The organism is Terriglobales bacterium, assembly GCA_035454605.1.
In the GTDB taxonomy this organism is placed as follows: Bacteria; Acidobacteriota; Terriglobia; order Terriglobales; family Acidobacteriaceae; genus DATMAB01.
The window spans coordinates 1-17,087 of record DATIGQ010000007.1; the positions used below are offsets into that span (position 1 = coordinate 1).

Consider the following 17,087-nt stretch of genomic DNA (forward strand, 5'->3'; position numbering starts at 1 on the left):
GGTTGATGTCGAGGCCCTCACCGACGTTCATCTCGCCGGCGGTTCCGTAGCGAACGTCCACTCTCACCGGCCATCGCGGTGGCGACCGGTCTTCCGGGGCTGAGAGAGGCATGGCGGGCGATTGTATGTTGAAAAGGCAGACAGGGAAAGCGCCTCCTCGTTCCGACGAACAACGCTAACTAACTCATTCGACAGGCGATAGTGAGGGCTTCCGTCCCGTGTTCCGATTCCGGAACAAATTCTGCCCCGCTGTTTCATCTTGAAAAACGCGTGCTATAAGCCGCTTGTTCGCGAGGAATGATGGGCGCGTTCAAGAGGCAATACCACAGGACTCTCTACAGGAACCCGGGCTCATTAGGCGCACTTAATCTCCGTTTCCAGATCGCACTCATGCTGCTGCTCGCCATCCCGTCCCTGCTGGCCCACGCCCAAGACGCGGCCACCGGCGCCATTCGGGGCACGGTGCTGGACGCGGCCGGGGCACGGGTGCCCGGGGCGAAGGTGACGGCCATCCACGTCCATACGGCCGTGACGCGCTCCACCCGGACCGACTCCGAGGGACAGTTCTGGTTGCAGCTCCTGCTGCCAAACGAATACGAGGTGCACGTCAGCGCCGACGGCATGCGAAGCGAGCGGCGCACCGGGCTGCACGTCGAGGTGGGCGCGGTGGTGGAGCTGGAGTTCCGGCTGGCGGTGGCTGGACCGGAGCCGGTGGTGACGGTGGAGGGCGATGCGCCGCTGGTGGAGACCCGGCCGCAGGCGGTCTCCGCCGTGATCGACCGGCGGGCCATTGAGGAATTGCCGCTCGACGGGCGCCGCTACACCGATCTCGCCCTGCTGACTCCGGGCACGGTGCAGGACCCGCGCGGCCTTACTTCGGCCACGAACGGCGACCTGGCGTTCGGCGGCGTGCGCGGCTACCAGTCCTCGTTCCTGGTGGATGGCGCGGACAACAACAACGCCTTCTTCGCCCAGGCGCGCGGACGTTACCGCGCTCCCTACCAGTTCAGCAACGAGGTGGTACAGGAGTTTCGCGTCTCGTCGAACACCTACGGGGCGGAGCTGGGGCGGGCCGGCGGGGCGGTCATCAACGTGGTGACCCGCTCGGGCTCCAACCAGTTGCATGGCAGCTTCTTCTATTTCCTCCGCGACAGCGAGTTCGCCGCTCAGCCTGCGGGCCTGCCCTCGAAACCCTCCGACCGCCGCCACCAGGTGGGCGGGACGGTAGGCGGCAGGTTGATCAAGAACCAGGTCTTCTACTTCCTGGGATTCGACCAGCACATCTTCCACGTGCCCAACGTGGTGCTGTTCGGGGACGGGTCGCCGGTGGTGACCCCCACGGCGGACGACTTCGAGGCCACCGACCAGGCGCTGGTGTTCGCGGCGGCGGAAGACCTTTCCGCCCTGGGAGGGGAATTCGAGTCGTCGCTGATCGGTAACGCCGCCTTCGCCAAGGTGGACGTGGCGCTTTCGCCGCGGCACTACCTGTCAGGACGGCTGAGCACCTCGCGCTACTACGGCGACAACAACGTGTTCTTCGACCCCTCCAGTCCGGCGCGGAACTTCGCCATCAGTTCGAACGGAGAGGAAATCGTGGACACGCTGAGCGCGGTGGCCTCGCTCACTAGCGGGCTCAGCTTCCGCGCCACCAGCCATCTGCGGGTGCAAGCCTCCTGGGACAACCAGCGCTCGCGGGCCAACTCCGCCGAGGCGCGCACCGTGATCAGCGACGTGCTCGAAGGTTTCGGCCGCTCCAGCATCCTGCCGCGGCAGACCGACGAAAGCCGCGTGCACATCGCGGAAACGCTGAGCCTGGACGGCCGCCGCCATTCTTTCAAGTTCGGCGGCGACTTCAGCAACGTGAACATCACCAACACGTTTCCCTTGCTGTTCGGCGGGCAGTACACCTTCCGCAACATCCGCGTGAACCCGTTCACCTTCCAGCCCCAGACCTTCGGGCTGGCGTTGACGCCGCTGCGCGCTTTCGCTCATGAGGTGCCGCGCTTCTACTCGCAGAACTTCGGCAGCGCGGCTTCCCATCCCGACACGCGCGAGTACGCGCTGTTCGCACAGGACACCATCCGCGTGACCGACCGGTTCGCGCTCACCCTGGGGGTGCGCTGGGACCTGCAGACCTTCCGCAGCGACCGCCTGGTCACGAACCCCATCTGGCCGGATTCGGGCAAAGTACCTACCGATACCAACAATGTGGCCCCCCGGGTGGGCTTCGCGCTTTCTTTCGGGGAAGGACGGCCGTGGGTCGTCCGCGGCGGCTACGGCATTTTCTACACACGCATCCCGCAGATCTACAACTCGGCGATCGAGACCGAGAACGGCCTGAATAATTCCCACCTGATTCTGGACAACGCCGATTTCTTCGACCGCATGCTGTTCCCCACCTATCCCAACCCGCTGGTGGCGTGCGGCGTTAGGGCGGTCACCTGCGCGGCGCCGGCGTCGGTAACGTCGCGGCTGACCACGGAGATTTCTTCCTTCGCGCGCGACTTCCAGACGCCCTTCGTGCAGCAGGCCAGCCTGACGGTGGAACGCGAAGTAGCGCGGCGGTTCGCTATCGGCGTGGCGTATCTCTACGTGCACGGGGAGCACCTGATCCGCGCGCGCGACGTCAACCTGCCCGAGCCGGTGGAGCTCACGTATCCGGTCTTCGACGACACCACGTTCAGCGGCGACTTCTTCAGCGTGGATTCGTTCTCCACCTGGCAGCTTGCGCCCTCGTTGACCTGCCCCTTTCCGCCCTGCATCAACGAGCCGGTGCGGCCGTTGGCGGGGGTGGGCGCCATCAACGTGTTCGACAGCGCGGCCTCCAGCGTCTATCACGGCCTGACCGTCTCGGCGCGGCGGCGCATGACCGACGGCCTCTACTTCCGCGTGGCCTACACCTTCGGCCAGGCCCTGGATGACAACCAGGACGCGCTGCTGGTGGGCCCGGTGAGCGTGCAAAACTCCTTCGCTACGCGCCTGGAGCGTGGCCGCAGCGTCACCGACCAGCGGCATCGGCTGGCCGTCTCGTGGATCTACGAGTTCAAGCATTTCGGCGCGGACCAGCCCACACTGCGCGCCCTGTTCAACGACTGGCGCATCTCAGGCGTGTTCACCCGCGGCAGCGGACGCCCGGTGAACGCCCGCATCTCTGGCGACGCCAACGGCGACAACAATTTCTCGAACGACCGCCTGCCGGGCTTTCGGCGCAACGCCTTCACCGGTCCCGACTACGCCACCATGGACGCGCGCCTGGCGCGGCGCCTGTTCGCCGCCCGCAGGGTGAAGCTCGACCTGATGGTCGAGACCTTCAACGTGTTCAACCGCAACAACAAGCGGGTGAACATCGGCGACGACGGCTTCGCCGATACGGCGGCCAATTTCATCCCCATCACCGCCACCGCCGGGGGCGCCATCTTCCCCGCCTTCTACCAGCGGCTCTCCAGTTTCCTGCGGCCCGTTCGTTCGTACTCGCCGCGGCAGATCCAGTTCGCCATCAAGGCGGTGTTCTGATGGGTTGGGCCTCTTATTCGGTTTCGGCTTTATCTTTCGGCGCAGTGCAGTTGACGAATCTCACCGGGGCTGCGATAACTGAAACATCCTTTCGGGATAAGCAGGGAGGTGTGTTTCGATTGGCTGAAGTGAGATTGCAGGAGGGCGAATCGCTGGAGAATGCCCTCCGCCGCTTCAAACGCAAAGTCCAGACTGAGGACATCATCAAGGAAGTCAAGCGACATTCCTACTATCTGAAGCCTGGGGAGAAACGGCGTTTGAAGGAAGCTCTGGCGCGCAAGCGGAATCGCAAGAAGGCGCGCAAGGAGCAGGACTAGCGGAGTCAACCGGGCCGTCGCGACCGTTGCGGCGGCCTGTTGCTTTAGGAATTCCATTGCGCCGGAAAGAAGCGCAGGTGCAAGGCCCTGCGAACTCGTTCCGACCGCCGCGCGCCATGCGTTGAGTTAGGGCGCTCGAACCGGTGGGGACGCCGGCGCAGGGAGACTCGGTAGTAGGGGGATCTCTCCATGGAATTCCGGGACAAGCTTTTGCAGTGCGTCGAGTGCGGCGGTGAGTTCGTGTTCACGGCCGGCGAACAGTTGTTCTTCCACGACAAGCAGTTCAAGAACGAACCCAAGCGGTGCAAACCCTGCAAGCTGAAGCGGATCTCGTCCCTGGGCGGGAACGGGAACGGGACGCGTCCGCCCAAGGTGGAAACCCAGGCGGTGTGCTCGCAGTGCGGCAAGGACACCACCGTGCCCTTCCGGCCCACCCAGGGACGCCCGGTCTACTGCCGGGAGTGCTTCCAGGCGCGCAAGACCACGGCGAGCGCGGTGGCGTAGATTCCTGCGCCGCTAGCGGGCGCGGCGAACCTGGCGGGGGTGCGGGGCGGGGACGGCGACCGGTCCCTTGGCGTGGGCGCCTTTGCCGTCTTCGTGGTGGATGAGCAGAGCCTCGATCTGGCGGACCAGGTCCTGCGCGTTGGCCCGCACCAGGACGGACTGCGCGCCGATGCGCGAAGGGCCGGTTTCGGCCAGTTCGGTGAGCACGGCGGTAGCCGGATTGTAGGGCTGGCGCTGGGCGGCGAGGATGAGGTCGCTGCCGGCGCTCTCACTCTCCATGGCCATGGCGGTAATCACCATGTGGAAGGGGCCGGAGTCGAGCTTGGCGATGGCTTCGCGCGCCGAGGAGGCGGTTTCCACCTCGAATCCGTGCATCTCCAGCAGCTTGCGCAAGGCAAGCTGCACGGCCAGATCGGCATCGGCCAGCAGGATGCGACGCTTCATACGCCTCCGAAGCTCGCCGCTATAATACTCCGAAGTGTCCACCTTCCACGTACAGAATTTTGGCTGCCGGGCTACCCAGGCGGACGGCGCCGCCCTGGAGCGGCGGCTCCTGGAGCGCGGATTCCGCCCGGCCGATGAAGCGCAGGAAGCGGAAATCGTCATCCTGAACACCTGCACGGTGACCGCGGCCGCCGACCAGGATGCGCGCAGCGCCATCCGGCGCATCCACCGCCAGAACCCGCAGTGCCGCATCCTGGTGACCGGCTGCTACGCGCAGCGCGCGCCGGACGAAGTGGCCGCACTGCCCGGAGTCCGCTGGGTGGTGGGCAATTCGCACAAGCAGGAAGTGGCGGGAATCGTGGCGGCCGACCGGGGTAGCTTCGTGCCGCTGGAAAAGCTGAGAGCGCCGCAGATCCACGTGGGCGACATCTTCGCCCACACCGAACTTCTGGCTGCGCCGGTGTTCGAGGCCAGAACGCATTCGGAGAGGACGCGGCCCAACCTGAAGGTGCAGGATGGCTGCGACAATCGCTGCTCGTTCTGCGTGATCCCGGCGGTGCGCGGGCAAAGCCGGTCGCTGCGCAGAGATGATGTGCTGAAGGAAGTGCGGGCGCTGGTCGAGGCCGGATATCGCGAAGTGGTGATCTCGGGAATCAACCTGGGGCGCTGGGGGCGCGACCTTGATCGGCCGCAACGATTTGAAGACCCGCCGCAACGATTCGAAGACCTGGTAGAAGCGATTCTCGAGCGGACGACGCTGGAGCGGCTGCGGCTGAGCTCGGTCGAGCCCATGGACTGGACCGAGCGGCTGATCGGGCTGGTGGCGCGTGAGAACCGCATTGCGAAGCACGCGCACGTGCCGCTGCAGTCGGGCTCGGACCGCGTGCTGCGGCGCATGCACCGGCGCTATCGTCCTTGGCATTACGCCGAGCGCATTCACAAGATCCGCGAGCGGATGCCGCTGGCCGCCATCGGCGCCGATGTGATGGTAGGCTTTCCCGGCGAGACCGAGGCCGAGTTCGAAGAGAACCGCGCCTTCATCGCTTCCCTGCCCTTTACCTATCTGCACGTGTTCACGTATTCGGCGCGGCCGGGGACGCCGGCGGCCACGCTGCCCAATCAAGTGCGCAGCGAAGTTGCCCGTGAGCGCAACCGCGTGCTGCGCGAGCTGGCGGCAGAAAAGAATCTGGCGTTCCGCCGGCAGATGGTCGGCCGTACGATTCCGGCCATCACGCTGAGCGTGCAGAATGGAGATTCGACCGAGGCGTTGACGGACAATTATCTGAAGCTGCGGCTTGCGGGGAAACACGCGGCGAATCGGTGGCTGGACGTCAGGGTGGACGGAGTGACGGCGGACGGAGTAGAGGGACTGGTCATCGAAGATTAACGATCGGGTGAGTCAATCTCATTTGTAATTCGCAATTTGCAATTTTCAGGAGGGTCTGTGGCCTCACTTACCGATGCGCTGGTCCGGGAACTGATCGAGGGACGCTACGTCGCTTGCCTGGGGACCGAGAATCCTGACGGCTCGATTCATCTGGTCTCGGTGTGGTACCTGTTCGATGGCGGATCCCTCTACGTGGCGACGTCGTCGCGCAGCCGGAAGGCCCGCAACCTCGAAGCCCGGCCGCAGGCTTCCTTGATGATCGACTCGCGCGATCCGCAGGCTTCGCGCGGGGTCACGGCCATGGGAACGGCGCAGTTGCTGAAGGGTGAAGCGTCGCGGCAGTGGAACGCGCGCATCCACCGGCGCTACCTGAGCGAGGCGGCGCTGGCCGACCCGCGCGTGGGGCCGGTGTTCTCCCAGTGGGACGACATCACCATCCAACTGAAGCCCGATCGAGTGATCGCGTGGGACATGCGCGAGGCCGACAAGGGCGTGTTCGGGGGCGCATTCGAACAGAATCCCGGGTATCTATTGAAGCTCGATTTGTAGAGTGCGCCGCCATCCTGGCGGGCCGCACCTGCATGCTATAATCGCAAGGTTCGCCTGTCTTCATTGCAGCGGAGGGGATTATCGACAAACGTTTCATACGAGCCAACGAGCGCATCCGGGCGCGGGAGATCCGGGTGATAGACGATCAGGGGCAGCAGATCGGCGTGATGCCGCCGCTGGAAGCGCTGAAGATGGCCCGCAGCAAGAACCTCGACCTGGTAGAGATTTCGCCCACCGCCAACCCCCCGGTCTGCCGCATCATGGACTTCGGGAAGTTTCTCTACGAGCAGGGGAAGAAAGAGCGCGCGGCCCGCAAGCATCAGAAAACCATCGTCATCAAGGAAGTGAAGTTCCGCGTCAACGTGGATGAACACGACTACGAGTTCAAGAAGAACCACGTGCTGCGCTTCCTGGACGAAGGCGACAAGGTGAAGGCCACCATCTTCTACCGCGGGCGGGAGATGACGCACCCGGAGCTGGGACGGGCGATCCTGAACCGGTTACTGACCGACGTGGGCGACAAGGGAATCGTGGAGTTCCGGCCGCGGATGGAAGGCAACACGCTGCACATGATCCTGGCGCCGAAGAAGGCGTAAGACCAGTTTCGAGTTTCCAGTTTCCAGTTTCGAGAAGAGGGGTTGAGAAGATCCATGCCGAAGTTGAAGACACATAAGGGGGCGGCCAAGCGCTTCCGCAAGACCGCGGGAGGGAAGATCAAGCGCAGCCAGGCGTATCTCCGCCACATCCTGACCTCCAAGCCGAGGAAGCGCAAGCGCCAGCTGGATATGGCCGCGACCGTGGCCAAGGCGGATGCCAAGAACGTGAAGGCGATGCTGCCGTACTAAGAGCAGCTACTCGCTGCTAGCTTCTCGCTAGAAGCCAAGAGCCAGCAGCCTGAGATGAGAGCCTAAGGCTCTCATCTCACACGCGAGCGAAGAGGCCGAGGGAATCCTGCCTCCAGCCGCGAAACGACGTACGAAAAAGGAGAGACCATGCCACGCGTCAAACGTGGAAGCAAGCGGCGCGCGCGCCGGAAGAAGATTCTGGACCGCGCCAGCGGCTTTTTCCTCACCAAATCCAAGCTCTATCGTTCGGCGAAAGAGTCGGTCGAGCGGGCGCTGAAGTACGCCTACGCCGGGCGGCGGCTGAAGAAGCGGCAGTTCCGGGCGCTGTGGATCGTGCGCATCGGGGCGGCGGCGCGGCTGAACGGAATGAGCTACAGCCAGTTCATCCACGGGCTGAAGAAGAGCGGCATCGAGCTGGACCGCAAGATCCTGGCGGACCTGGCGGTGCAGGACCCGGCGGCCTTTAAGAGCCTGGCCGAGCAGGCCAGGACCGCGCTGGGTTCGGCGGCCTGAAGCAGCTTCGCCAGGCGATTCGCGCTTTCTCCTTCTGTAGTCGGCGGCGCGGCTGAAGCCGTGCCCTGATACGATTCGCCTTCGTCGAGAATCATCGAGGGACAGGCCAGCATGTACAGCGTCCCCAAACTGACGGACCACACGCCGGCTGCGGTGGACGCGGCGGTGCGGGACCTGTTGGCGGCGCTCGACGCGGAAGCCGGGGCGCTCAAGAGCGAGGCCGAGTGGAAGGCGTTCCGCGACCGCTGGATGGCGCGCAAGAACGGCGTGCTGACGCAGGTGAACGACCTGTGGCTGAAGGCGGCGCCAGCGAAGGCCAAGCGCGACGTCGGGCAGCGAGTGAATGAACTCAGGGCCCGGGTCGAACAAGCGGTCGAATCAGCGCGGCAGCGCGTGCATGGCGGCGACCTGAAGTCGCGCCTGGAAGCGGAGCGGCTGGACGTGACGCTTCCCGGGATTCGGCGGCCGCTGGGCGCCGAGCATCCGGTGCTCAAGGTGAACGACGAACTGCTGGGCATCTTCCGCTCGATGGGCTACTCGATCGCCGACGGGCCCGAAGTAGAGAGCGACTACTACAACTTCGAGGCGCTGAACTTTCCGCCCGAGCATCCGGCGCGTGACACGCAGGACACGCTGTTCCTGGCGGGCCAGGAAAAGAAACCGCTGCGCGAACGGCTGCTGCTGCGCACCCACACTTCTCCGGTGCAGATACGGACCATGGAAAAGCATGCGCCGCCGGTGCGCATCGTGTGCCCGGGGAAGGTGTACCGGCACGACACGCCCGACGCCACTCACTCGCCCGTGTTCCACCAGATCGAGGGGCTGGCGGTGGACACCAACATCACCTTCAGCGACCTGAAGGGGACGCTGGATTACGCCATGAAGGCGATGTTCGGTTCGGGCGTCGAGACGCGCTTCCATCCTTCGTTCTTCCCCTTCACCGAACCCAGCGCCGACGTGAGCATCAGCTGCATCTTCTGCGGCGGGAAGGGCTATCACGCGACGGGCGGACCCTGCCGGCATTGCAAGCAGAGCGGGTGGATCGAGCTGCTGGGCTGCGGCATGGTGGACCCGGCGGTGTACGGGTTCGTGCGCGAGAAGGGCTACGACCCGGCCAAGATCAGTGGCTTCGCGTGGGGGCTGGGCGTGGAGCGAATCGCCATCATGAAGTACGGCGTGGAAGACATACAGCTTTTCTTCCATGGGGATGTGCGGTTCTTGGAACAGTTTGGATGAAGCAGTGCTAGTGGCTAGAAAAACCTCATGAAGATCTCGGTTGCATGGCTGCGCGAGTTCGTTGACCTCAAGGTCGAGACCAAGAAGCTCGCCGACGACCTGACGCGCGCGGGGATTGCCGTGGAGAGCGTGACGGGCGACGACGACGCGGCCATCTTCTCCATGGAGATCACCACCAATCGGGTGGACGCCATGAACCACCATGGCGTGGCGCGGGAGTGCGCGGCCATCTATGGCGCGGAGCTGAAACCCATCGTGCCGAAGCTGCCACAACCGGCCGGCAAGACCGACTTCAAGATCGAGATCGAAGCGCCGGAGCTGTGCGCGCGCTACACCGCGCGAGTGCTGAAAGGCACGCGGATCGGGGCGTCACCGGCGCACATCGCCAAGCGCCTGGAAAGCATGGACGCGCGCCCCATCAACAGCGCTGCGGACGCGACCAATTACAACCTGATCGAGATGGGACACCCGACGCACGCCTTCGATCTGGATACGCTGCAGGGCGGGAAGATCGTAGTGCGGCGGGCGCGGGCGGGCGAAACGCTGAAGACGCTGGACGGCGTGGATCGCAAGCTGACCACCGAAGACCTGGTGATCGCCGACGGAACGCGCGCGGTGGCGCTGGCCGGGGTGATGGGCGGCTTCGACACCATGATCACGGAGAAGACGCGCAACGTGCTGATCGAATCGGCGTGGTTCGATCCCATGACGGTGCGCAAGACGGCGCGGCGGCACGGCATGCACACCGACGCTTCGCATCGCTTCGAGCGCGGCGCCGACTTTGCCGCGACGCCGCTGGCCTGCGCGCGGGTGGCGCAACTCATCCTGGAGGCGGGCGGCGGCGAACTGGTGGGCGAGGAAATCGACGCCATCGGACGGCAGATCGAGCGGCCGCAGATCGGGCTGCGTTACAGCGAGGTGGAACGCCTCCTGGGGGTGGAGTTGCCGCGCGAGGAGATTGCCCGCATGCTGGCGCGGCTGGGGTTCGGCGTGCGCGGCAGCGGGGACAAGGGCTGGCAGGTCGAGCTGCCCACCTGGCGCCTGGACGTGGAGCGCGAGATCGACCTGATCGAGGAAATCGCGCGCCTGTGGGGCTACGACCGCTTCCCCAACACGCTGCCGGCGTTCACAGGCGCGGTGGTGGAACTGCCGGATGCGCCGAAGGAGACGGCGGCGCGCTCCTGCCTGCGCGGGCTGGGATATCACGCGGCCATCTCCACCACATTCGTATCGGAGACGGACGCGAAAGCGTTCTCGACGGAAGCGCCGCTCGCGCTGGCCAATCCCATCAGCGAGGAAGCGACGGTCCTGAGGACGTCGCTGATGCCGGGCATGCTCGACATGCTGGCCTGGAACCTGAACCGCGGCGTGAGCGACGCCCGCCTGTTCGAGATGGGCAAAGTGTTCGCCGCGCGTGGCGCGGATTGCGACGAACGCAAGTCGCTGGTAATCGGCGCTACCGGGAATGCGGGAGAGGCGGGCGTCCATCAGGCCCCGCGGCCGTATTCGTTCTACGATCTGAAAGGCGACATCGAGACGCTGCTGGGACAGTTCGCACATCAGTCGCTGTACTTCGACGCGCTCACGGCTTCCTACTACCACCCGGGACGCGCGGCCCGCGCGGTGATGGACGGCGCGACGGTGGCGCGTTTCGGGCAGATTCATCCGGAGGCGGCGGAGCGGCGCAAGCTGCGGCAGGAAGTGTACGTGGCCGAAATTGCGCTGGACCGCCTGTTCAAGAGCGGCCTGCGCGAGCCGGCGTACCAGCCGGTGCCGCGCTTCCCGGCGGTGGAACGGGACTTCTCCTTCGTGTTCGGGCAGGAGGTAGGCTTCGAGAAAATCCGGGCGGCCGTGGCCGGACTCAAGCTGGCTGAGATGCGCGCCTTCATTCCCGTGGAGACGTTTCGCGGAGGCGCGATTCCCGCGGGCAAGTATTCCCTGCTGCTGCGGGCCACGTTCCAGTCCGGAGAGCGCACGCTGCGAGACGACGAAGTTGCGGAGTGGTCGGCGAAGATCGTGAAGGCGCTTGAGGGATTGGGCGGAACGCTGCGGGCGTGATTTCGAATTTGTGATATCTAATTTGTAATTTGCCATCTGCTCTCCCACTCACTCCTGGCAAGCGCTTCCATGTACAATCCGCGCGATACGAGGTGAGCCATGGCACTTTCACGCAGAGGATTTCTGGCCGCGGGTGCTGGAGCCGCGGCTGCCGGTGTTCTGCAGGTTCCATTTCCGCAACTGCTGGCGGGCCAGAGCACACAACGCGCCGACCGTCCCATCCGTCTGAACAGCAACGAGAACGCCTACGGTCCTCTGCCTTCGGTGCGGGAGGTGCTGCGCGATGCCGTACGCGTGGCCAGCATCTATCCCTTCCAGCGGGACGACGAGTACATGGAGAAGGTGGCGCGGTTCCACGGCGTCGGGCGCGAGCGGGTGATTGCGGGCTGCGGCTCCACCGAGATCCTGCGCATGGCGGCGTGCGCGTTCGCCGGCGCCGGGCGCCGGATGATCGTGCCCACGCCGACGTTCGAGGCCATCCTGGAATACTCGCGGGCGGAAGACGGCCAAGTCGAGGCGGTGCCGCTGACGGCGAACTACGCCCACGATCTGGAAGCGATGCTGGAGCGGGTGCACGCCAAGGACAAGCCCCCGGTGGGACTGGTGTACATCTGCAATCCGAATAATCCCACGGCCAGCCTGACGCCGCGCGAGGCCATCGCAGATTTTCTGCAGCGGCTGCCGCGGGAGACCTACGTGCTCATTGACGAGGCCTACCATCATTTTGCCGTCGGCGCGCCGGGATACACGTCGTTCCTGGAGTGGCCGGTGGACGATCCACGAGTGATCGTGGCGCGCACCTTCTCGAAGATCTACGGCATGGCGGGGCTGCGACTGGGGTACGGCGTGGCTGCGCCCGAGGCGATTCAGAAGATGCGCCGCTACCGGCTGTGGGACAGCGCCAACGGAATCGCGCTGGAGTGCGCCATGGCGGCGCTGGACGACAAGGCCGGCCTGGTGGCCGAGGAGCGCAAGATCGCGCAGGATCACAAGAGTTTCGAGACTGAAGCGGCGCGCAGAAAGCTGAGCTTCATCCCCTCGTTCACCAACTTCTTCATGGTGGAATGCGGGCGGCCGGTGCGGGCGGTGATTGCGCACTTCGCCAAGCAAGGCATCTTGATCGGGCGGCCGTTCGCCGGCATGGACACCATGGCGCGCATCTCCCTGGGCACACCGGAGGACATGAAGGCGTTCTGGCGGGCGTGGGACAAGCTGCCGGAAGCGGCGCGCGCCTGAGCGCCGGTTCTGCGGTATACTGCGCTCGCAATCATCCAGAATTCATCACGAAGGACGCACTTATGTCGACCGCGAAGGCCCTGCGCGACCCGACTCCCGAAATCTCGCCGGATGAGTTCCAGGCGCTGGAAGAGAAGATCCGGCGCACCATCGAAGCCATGAAGACTGCCAAGGAGGCGCGCTCCACCGCCGAGCGCGAAACCGCCCGCGTGCGCCAGCAAATGCGGGAGCGTGAGAATGAGTTCGATGCGCTGCGCACGGAAGTGGTGGCCCTGCGCCGGGAGCGGGAAGAAGTGCGAACCCGGGTAGAAAAGATCCTGCGGCAGATTGATGCCTTGACGTCGGGCGAATCCGCGTCATAATCAGACCAACGCGGAAACCAACGGAGGAAGAGCTTGCCCCCCAAGCCCGACGGCAGCGTGCAGGTGGAAATCTACGATCAGCTTTACAATCTGCGCGGCTCAGACCCGGAGTACATCACGCGCCTGGCCCAGTTCGTGGATGAGCGCATGCGCTCGGTGGCATCGCAGGCGGCGACAGTGGATTCGCTGCGCGTGGCGGTGCTGGCAGCACTGAACATCGCCGACGAGTACCACGCCCTGCAGCGCAAATACGACGAGGTCGCATCCCAATACAACCAGCGCGCCCAGCAGTTGGCCGGGCAAATCGATGAAGCGCTGGACGACATGAGACGGGTGGGCTGAAGACCATTTGGTAATTTCCAATTTGTAATTTGCATTTCTTTCCTCCCGCGTCACCACCCCATTCTTCGTGTCCACAGGTCTGCGAACACGCTCATTTTCTGGTGTTGTAGGGACTTTCGCCGAAGGTGGCGTGAGCTTCCAGCCAGCGGGCGGCGGCGGGAGCGTCGGCGATTTCGCCGGAAAGGATAGCGAGGGTGAGGTCGTGCAGCAGGACGGTGTTCAACGGCTGAGCGATGACGAGCGGCAACGATTGGAACGGGAACCGCACCAGCAAGGGCACACGATGGTCCAGGCGGCCGGCATAAGCAGCTTCGTCCTCCGGAGTCCAGCCCGGCTGACGGCGCCAGAAGTCGGCCCGCCACCAGTGGTCGGCGGTGACGATGATGGTGGTTCGCTCCCATACGCCGGCCTGCTCCATGGCGGCGCGCAACTCGCCTAGAGTGCGGTCGGCGAGCACCAGGTTATCCAGATAGCTGGGCGCGCCGTCGAGACGGTATTCGCCGCGGGCCCGATCATAGAAACCAATGGGATGCGGGACCGGCAGGTGAACGACCACAAAGCCGTACGCGGGATCCACTGCGGCTTTCTTCCCTGCTTCGAAGAGCGCCTGGTAGTCATGAACGTCCTCCTCTCGCTCGCGCCGCAGACGATTTGGGAGCAGGCCGAAGCGGGCGAGTCCGAACCAGGTGTCGAGTGTGGATTCGGCCTGGTCCCACATGGCCTGCGCCACGTTGGCGTCGCGGCGCACCGCACCCAGAAGCAGCGGGCCGTCCTGCCAGGCGCATTGCGACGGACCGCGGAGCACGCGGCAATACGGGTGATACCAGCCGATCAGAGCGGTGTTGCCTGCGCGCGCGAAGATGCCCGGCTCGGCCGTCCAGGGGCGCGGCTGCTCGGCGACGCTACCTCTTGCGTCGCCGAACCACAGCAGCAACTCATCTGAACCGCGCGGTTCGGTGCGAGCGACCAACTTTCCGGTGAAGAGCGCGGGCATGGACAACTCGGTCATGCGGCCGGGCGGATAGGCGTTGGGCGCGTAGAGCGACTGGCCGCGCAAGCGGTCGAATTGCGTCAGCGAGATGGAGCCCGGTCGTTCGGCGAAGGCCAGGCGCTGGTCCAACTCGTCAAGCACCAGCCACAGGACACGCGGCGCGCGGGCGGAGTCGGAGGGCGCCCGCGGTCGTGTGACGCCAGGATCGGCGAAGCTCATCTGCTGAAGGCGATAGAGCAGCCAGGCTCCCTGCGCGGCGGTCACCAGCACGAAGGGAGAAGCGATGAGCAGAAGCACAGCCGCCAGGCGAGCCAGGGGCTTTCCCCAACGCGCAATCACGAACAGGATGAGCACCAGCAATGCGAGCCAGAGGGCAAGACCGGGCCAGCCAAAGCGCTCACGGAACGTGAGCGCCAGTTGTCCGAAACGCAGGTTGGCCGCCACCAGCAACAGAAACAAACAACGCGCGATGCGGATGACGGACGGATTGCCGCCGCGCCGCGCGAGCGTCGCGCCGGCGAAGAGGGCCGACGCCACCAACAGCACATCGAGCAAGACGGCTACCAGGTGCGGAGCCGGCGAGGTGCGGCTGTAGTAGGCCAGCTTGCCGTCCAGCAGTTCGCGCCAGACGCGAAAGAAGCAGAGATTGGCGAGAGAGAGGGCGATGAGCGCATCCCGCAGCATCATCGTGCGGCGTCTCGCTTACGAAGCAGGTACAGGGCGCGGGTGGCGCCCTGAGGACGCAGGCTGCGAGCGATCTCGAAGCGCTGCCGCCAGGCGGATTCGAAGCTCTCGGGCGTGAGGTCGCGATGCAGCGCCTCGCGGCCGCGCACGATGCGTCGGAACATGGGGTCGTCAGGAGCGACATACTCGACCACCACGGCGTCGCGGGTGAGCGCAGCGATAAGGTCCACGATCTCCGGCAGCGGCACGCGCTCGGTGACCAGCATGTGATGGACGACGGCCAGCATCATCACCAGGTCGAAACCGCCTTGCGCGCGCTCCAGGAACGACGGGCATTCGCGGTTGCGCCAGCCGGTGGCGGGCGTGGGGCGGGCAAGGTTGACGACCAGCGGCAGGACGTCGAGCTGCTCGGCGCGCGCGCCTCGCCAGATCTCGCCGACGGCGACCGAGTCATAGTCGATGGCCACGACGCCCGCGCCGGAGCGCGCGGCGATGCGCGTGAAGTAGCCGGTGTTGGCGCCTACGTCCAGGACGCGACGTGGCTTCAGCTCGCTGACGGCTGCGGCGACGAACTCTTCCTTGGCGGCGAACTGCTCGCGGGTGTAGTGCGTCGCCGTGGCCAGATAGTCGGACCACATGGACTTACGACCCGGACGCGGGGCCAAGCGGTCGAGCGAGCGGCGTGAGCGCGCGAGGGTGGCGCGCAGGATATAGGCGGCACGCTCGGCGTCGGGCAGGAGCTTCTTCTGGTAGAGCGCTGTGTCATCCGCGTTGGCACGCGCTCCCAGCCACACCGGCGCCGTGACCAGGCCGAAGACCGGCGGCCACAAGCGAGCGACGGGTCCGCACAGGCGGTAGACCTCTTCCGGCTCCAGTCCATCACGCCGGCCGAGGAAGACCTCATCCAGCGCCAGGCCGAACCGGGCGTTCGCCAGGAGCGGCAGCAGGAAGGTGCGGGCGAATTGCGCGTAGGGCAGCCAGGTGGGGTCGCCGGGTTCGCGGCGCTCGACCGAGAGAACGTCCACGAACACCGGCCCGCGGCCGCGGAACAGCACGTTGAACGGCGTGCCGTCTTTGAGGCCGAGGCCGTCGGCGAGCAAAGCACCCGCGAGATCGAGCGTGAGCTCGCCCGCCTCGTGGAGCATCTCCGGAGGCCACTCGTACGGGTAGGAGGGAAACTCGATGGCCTCATGCTCAAGCACCAGCGCGTCGGGATGAGCGGCGAGCAGCGCGGTGGCATCGGGGTCGCGGTCCAGCAGAGCGAGAGCCGCCGCTCGGTCCATGACTTCAGTGCGGACCAGGCGGCCTTCGCCGGCCAGTTCGCGGGCTACGGCGGAGGCGAGGAAAGTCTCCAGGTCGGCGCGCGCTTCCGGCCGCACCAGGCGCAGCATGCGTCCGTCGATCCGGAAGAGCCGCCCCGCGGGATCGCGAAACGAGGCCCTGGTGGCAGCCGGATCCATGCGCGTTACTGCTTGGGTTCCTCGGACTTCTTCCGGTGAGGCCACAAACGGAACAGGAACTTGCGGAAGTAAAAGCCGGCGCCGACGAAGGCCGCCATCAGCCCCTGCCAGAGCAGCATGCCGGAACCGGGATCGGTGTAGGCGAAGGCGGGCACTTCACTTAGCAGGATGAAGACGGCGACGGAAACCAGCGTCGCCCTGCGGCGGGCGCCATGCATGATGACACTCCTCCTCGGCGTGCTCATTGTATCGCGGTAGCCGGTCGCGCAATGCAAACCAAGTGCCAACTTTTTGCAGCACCCCTCTTGCCTTCCACTGGCCTTGCTCTTAGGATGAGCCCCGAAAGCCGGCCTGCAAAGCTGGTGAAGGCGAAGCCGTTTTTTTGAACCAACACCTAATGAACGGGAGCCCGGCTCGGATGATGGCCCGGTGAGCAACGTTCCGCCATGCGGAAATGCCTAAAGGGCCCCGGAGGGCACCCACCGTCGTAAGACGGGTTCATTAAACGGTCAGTCTCACGGCCCAGTGGGTCGGTTTTTGCATTTCGAGCTGCTAGCTCCTAGCTACTAGCTTTTGGCTCTTGGCCAAGCCTCCGTTGTTCCCCTGTTAAACTGGCTCTGCGCGGTTGGCACCTCGCTTGACGGCT

Annotated in this window: 17 protein-coding genes and 1 other RNA gene; 14 read left to right on the forward strand and 4 right to left on the reverse strand. The window is 65.2% G+C overall.

The features are described from left to right. Window positions 1-390: 390 nt before the first annotated feature. The 3 genes from VLE48_00590 to VLE48_00600 all read left to right on the forward strand — a co-directional run bounded on the left by VLE48_00590 (window position 391) and on the right by VLE48_00600 (window position 4,334). Complete coding sequence (locus VLE48_00590) at window positions 391-3,513, forward strand: TonB-dependent receptor (GenBank protein HSA91483.1); 3,123 nt, start codon at window positions 391-393, stop codon at window positions 3,511-3,513. A 128-nt stretch (window positions 3,514-3,641) separates the two neighbouring features. Further along, a complete protein-coding gene (rpsU, locus tag VLE48_00595; GenBank protein ID HSA91484.1) occupies window positions 3,642-3,830 on the forward strand; it encodes a 30S ribosomal protein S21 in 189 nt (62 codons plus the stop codon). A gap of 189 nt (window positions 3,831-4,019) precedes the next feature. Next, window positions 4,020-4,334, forward strand: a complete 315-nt coding sequence (locus VLE48_00600) for a zinc-ribbon domain containing protein (protein ID HSA91485.1) — start codon at window positions 4,020-4,022, stop codon at window positions 4,332-4,334. 12 nt (window positions 4,335-4,346) lie between these two features. Here VLE48_00600 and VLE48_00605 read toward each other — a convergent pair whose 3' ends face one another. Further along, a complete protein-coding gene (locus tag VLE48_00605) occupies window positions 4,347-4,778 on the reverse strand; it encodes a response regulator (protein ID HSA91486.1) in 432 nt (143 codons plus the stop codon). Between the two features lie 34 nt (window positions 4,779-4,812). On the opposite strand from VLE48_00605, the gene mtaB reads away from it, so the two are divergent. From mtaB to VLE48_00655, 10 genes are all read left to right on the forward strand, one after another. Further along, window positions 4,813-6,165, forward strand: coding sequence for a tRNA (N(6)-L-threonylcarbamoyladenosine(37)-C(2))-methylthiotransferase MtaB (gene mtaB, locus VLE48_00610; protein HSA91487.1), 1,353 nt, complete (start codon window positions 4,813-4,815; stop codon window positions 6,163-6,165). A 57-nt stretch (window positions 6,166-6,222) separates the two neighbouring features. Beyond that, the gene (locus VLE48_00615) at window positions 6,223-6,714 is read left to right on the forward strand and encodes a pyridoxamine 5'-phosphate oxidase family protein (GenBank protein ID HSA91488.1); all 492 of its coding nucleotides are present in this window, start codon (window positions 6,223-6,225) and stop codon (window positions 6,712-6,714) included. A 95-nt stretch (window positions 6,715-6,809) separates the two neighbouring features. Beyond that, window positions 6,810-7,310 carry a translation initiation factor IF-3 gene (infC, locus tag VLE48_00620; protein HSA91489.1) on the forward strand — a complete coding sequence of 167 codons (501 nt, stop codon included), beginning with the start codon at window positions 6,810-6,812 and terminating at the stop codon, window positions 7,308-7,310. 63 nt (window positions 7,311-7,373) lie between these two features. After that, the gene (rpmI, locus tag VLE48_00625) at window positions 7,374-7,559 is read left to right on the forward strand and encodes a 50S ribosomal protein L35 (protein ID HSA91490.1); all 186 of its coding nucleotides are present in this window, start codon (window positions 7,374-7,376) and stop codon (window positions 7,557-7,559) included. A 147-nt stretch (window positions 7,560-7,706) separates the two neighbouring features. Continuing rightward, on the forward strand, window positions 7,707-8,072 hold the full coding sequence (gene rplT, locus VLE48_00630; protein ID HSA91491.1) for a 50S ribosomal protein L20: 366 nt from the start codon (window positions 7,707-7,709) through the stop codon (window positions 8,070-8,072). Between the two features lie 111 nt (window positions 8,073-8,183). Further along, a complete protein-coding gene (gene pheS / locus VLE48_00635) occupies window positions 8,184-9,308 on the forward strand; it encodes a phenylalanine--tRNA ligase subunit alpha (protein ID HSA91492.1) in 1,125 nt (374 codons plus the stop codon). 27 nt (window positions 9,309-9,335) lie between these two features. After that, a complete protein-coding gene (pheT, locus tag VLE48_00640; GenBank protein HSA91493.1) occupies window positions 9,336-11,366 on the forward strand; it encodes a phenylalanine--tRNA ligase subunit beta in 2,031 nt (676 codons plus the stop codon). A 99-nt stretch (window positions 11,367-11,465) separates the two neighbouring features. Further along, window positions 11,466-12,602 (forward strand): aminotransferase class I/II-fold pyridoxal phosphate-dependent enzyme, encoded by a 1,137-nt coding sequence (locus tag VLE48_00645; protein HSA91494.1) that lies wholly within the window; start codon window positions 11,466-11,468, stop codon window positions 12,600-12,602. 62 nt (window positions 12,603-12,664) lie between these two features. Beyond that, complete coding sequence (locus tag VLE48_00650; GenBank protein ID HSA91495.1) at window positions 12,665-12,964, forward strand: hypothetical protein; 300 nt, start codon at window positions 12,665-12,667, stop codon at window positions 12,962-12,964. A 33-nt stretch (window positions 12,965-12,997) separates the two neighbouring features. Beyond that, on the forward strand, window positions 12,998-13,306 hold the full coding sequence (locus VLE48_00655; GenBank protein ID HSA91496.1) for a cell division protein ZapA: 309 nt from the start codon (window positions 12,998-13,000) through the stop codon (window positions 13,304-13,306). Window positions 13,307-13,397: 91 nt separating this feature from the next. On the opposite strand, the gene VLE48_00660 is transcribed toward VLE48_00655, so the two are convergent. From VLE48_00660 to VLE48_00670, 3 genes are read right to left on the reverse strand one after another with little or no spacing between them, the layout of a single operon-like run. Next, the gene (locus VLE48_00660) at window positions 13,398-14,984 is read right to left on the reverse strand and encodes a sulfatase-like hydrolase/transferase (GenBank protein ID HSA91497.1); all 1,587 of its coding nucleotides are present in this window, start codon (window positions 14,982-14,984) and stop codon (window positions 13,398-13,400) included. After that, window positions 14,981-16,441 (reverse strand): methyltransferase domain-containing protein, encoded by a 1,461-nt coding sequence (locus VLE48_00665; GenBank protein ID HSA91498.1) that lies wholly within the window; start codon window positions 16,439-16,441, stop codon window positions 14,981-14,983. The genes VLE48_00660 and VLE48_00665 overlap by 4 nt, the downstream gene beginning before the upstream one ends. 5 nt (window positions 16,442-16,446) lie before the next feature. After that, complete coding sequence (locus VLE48_00670; GenBank protein ID HSA91499.1) at window positions 16,447-16,659, reverse strand: hypothetical protein; 213 nt, start codon at window positions 16,657-16,659, stop codon at window positions 16,447-16,449. Between the two features lie 127 nt (window positions 16,660-16,786). On the opposite strand from VLE48_00670, the gene ssrS reads away from it, so the two are divergent. Then, window positions 16,787-16,977, forward strand: a non-coding RNA gene (ssrS, locus tag VLE48_00675) — 6S RNA. The last annotated feature ends 110 nt before the right edge of the window (window positions 16,978-17,087 follow it).

Excerpts from the sequence above, each read along its gene's own strand:
- VLE48_00590 (HSA91483.1), top strand. The coding sequence starts at position 391 with ATGCTGCTGCTCGCCATCCCGTCCCTGCTGGCCCACGCCCAAGACGCG.
- VLE48_00600 (HSA91485.1), top strand. The coding sequence starts at position 4,020 with ATGGAATTCCGGGACAAGCTTTTGCAGTGCGTCGAGTGCGGCGGTGAG.
- VLE48_00605 (HSA91486.1), bottom strand. The coding sequence starts at position 4,778 with ATGAAGCGTCGCATCCTGCTGGCCGATGCCGATCTGGCCGTGCAGCTT.
- rplT (HSA91491.1), top strand. The coding sequence starts at position 7,707 with ATGCCACGCGTCAAACGTGGAAGCAAGCGGCGCGCGCGCCGGAAGAAG.
- pheS (HSA91492.1), top strand. The coding sequence starts at position 8,184 with ATGTACAGCGTCCCCAAACTGACGGACCACACGCCGGCTGCGGTGGAC.
- pheT (HSA91493.1), top strand. The coding sequence starts at position 9,336 with ATGAAGATCTCGGTTGCATGGCTGCGCGAGTTCGTTGACCTCAAGGTC.
- VLE48_00645 (HSA91494.1), top strand. The coding sequence starts at position 11,466 with ATGGCACTTTCACGCAGAGGATTTCTGGCCGCGGGTGCTGGAGCCGCG.
- VLE48_00650 (HSA91495.1), top strand. The coding sequence starts at position 12,665 with ATGTCGACCGCGAAGGCCCTGCGCGACCCGACTCCCGAAATCTCGCCG.
- VLE48_00660 (HSA91497.1), bottom strand. The coding sequence starts at position 14,984 with ATGATGCTGCGGGATGCGCTCATCGCCCTCTCTCTCGCCAATCTCTGC.
- VLE48_00665 (HSA91498.1), bottom strand. The coding sequence starts at position 16,441 with ATGGATCCGGCTGCCACCAGGGCCTCGTTTCGCGATCCCGCGGGGCGG.
- VLE48_00670 (HSA91499.1), bottom strand. The coding sequence starts at position 16,659 with ATGCATGGCGCCCGCCGCAGGGCGACGCTGGTTTCCGTCGCCGTCTTC.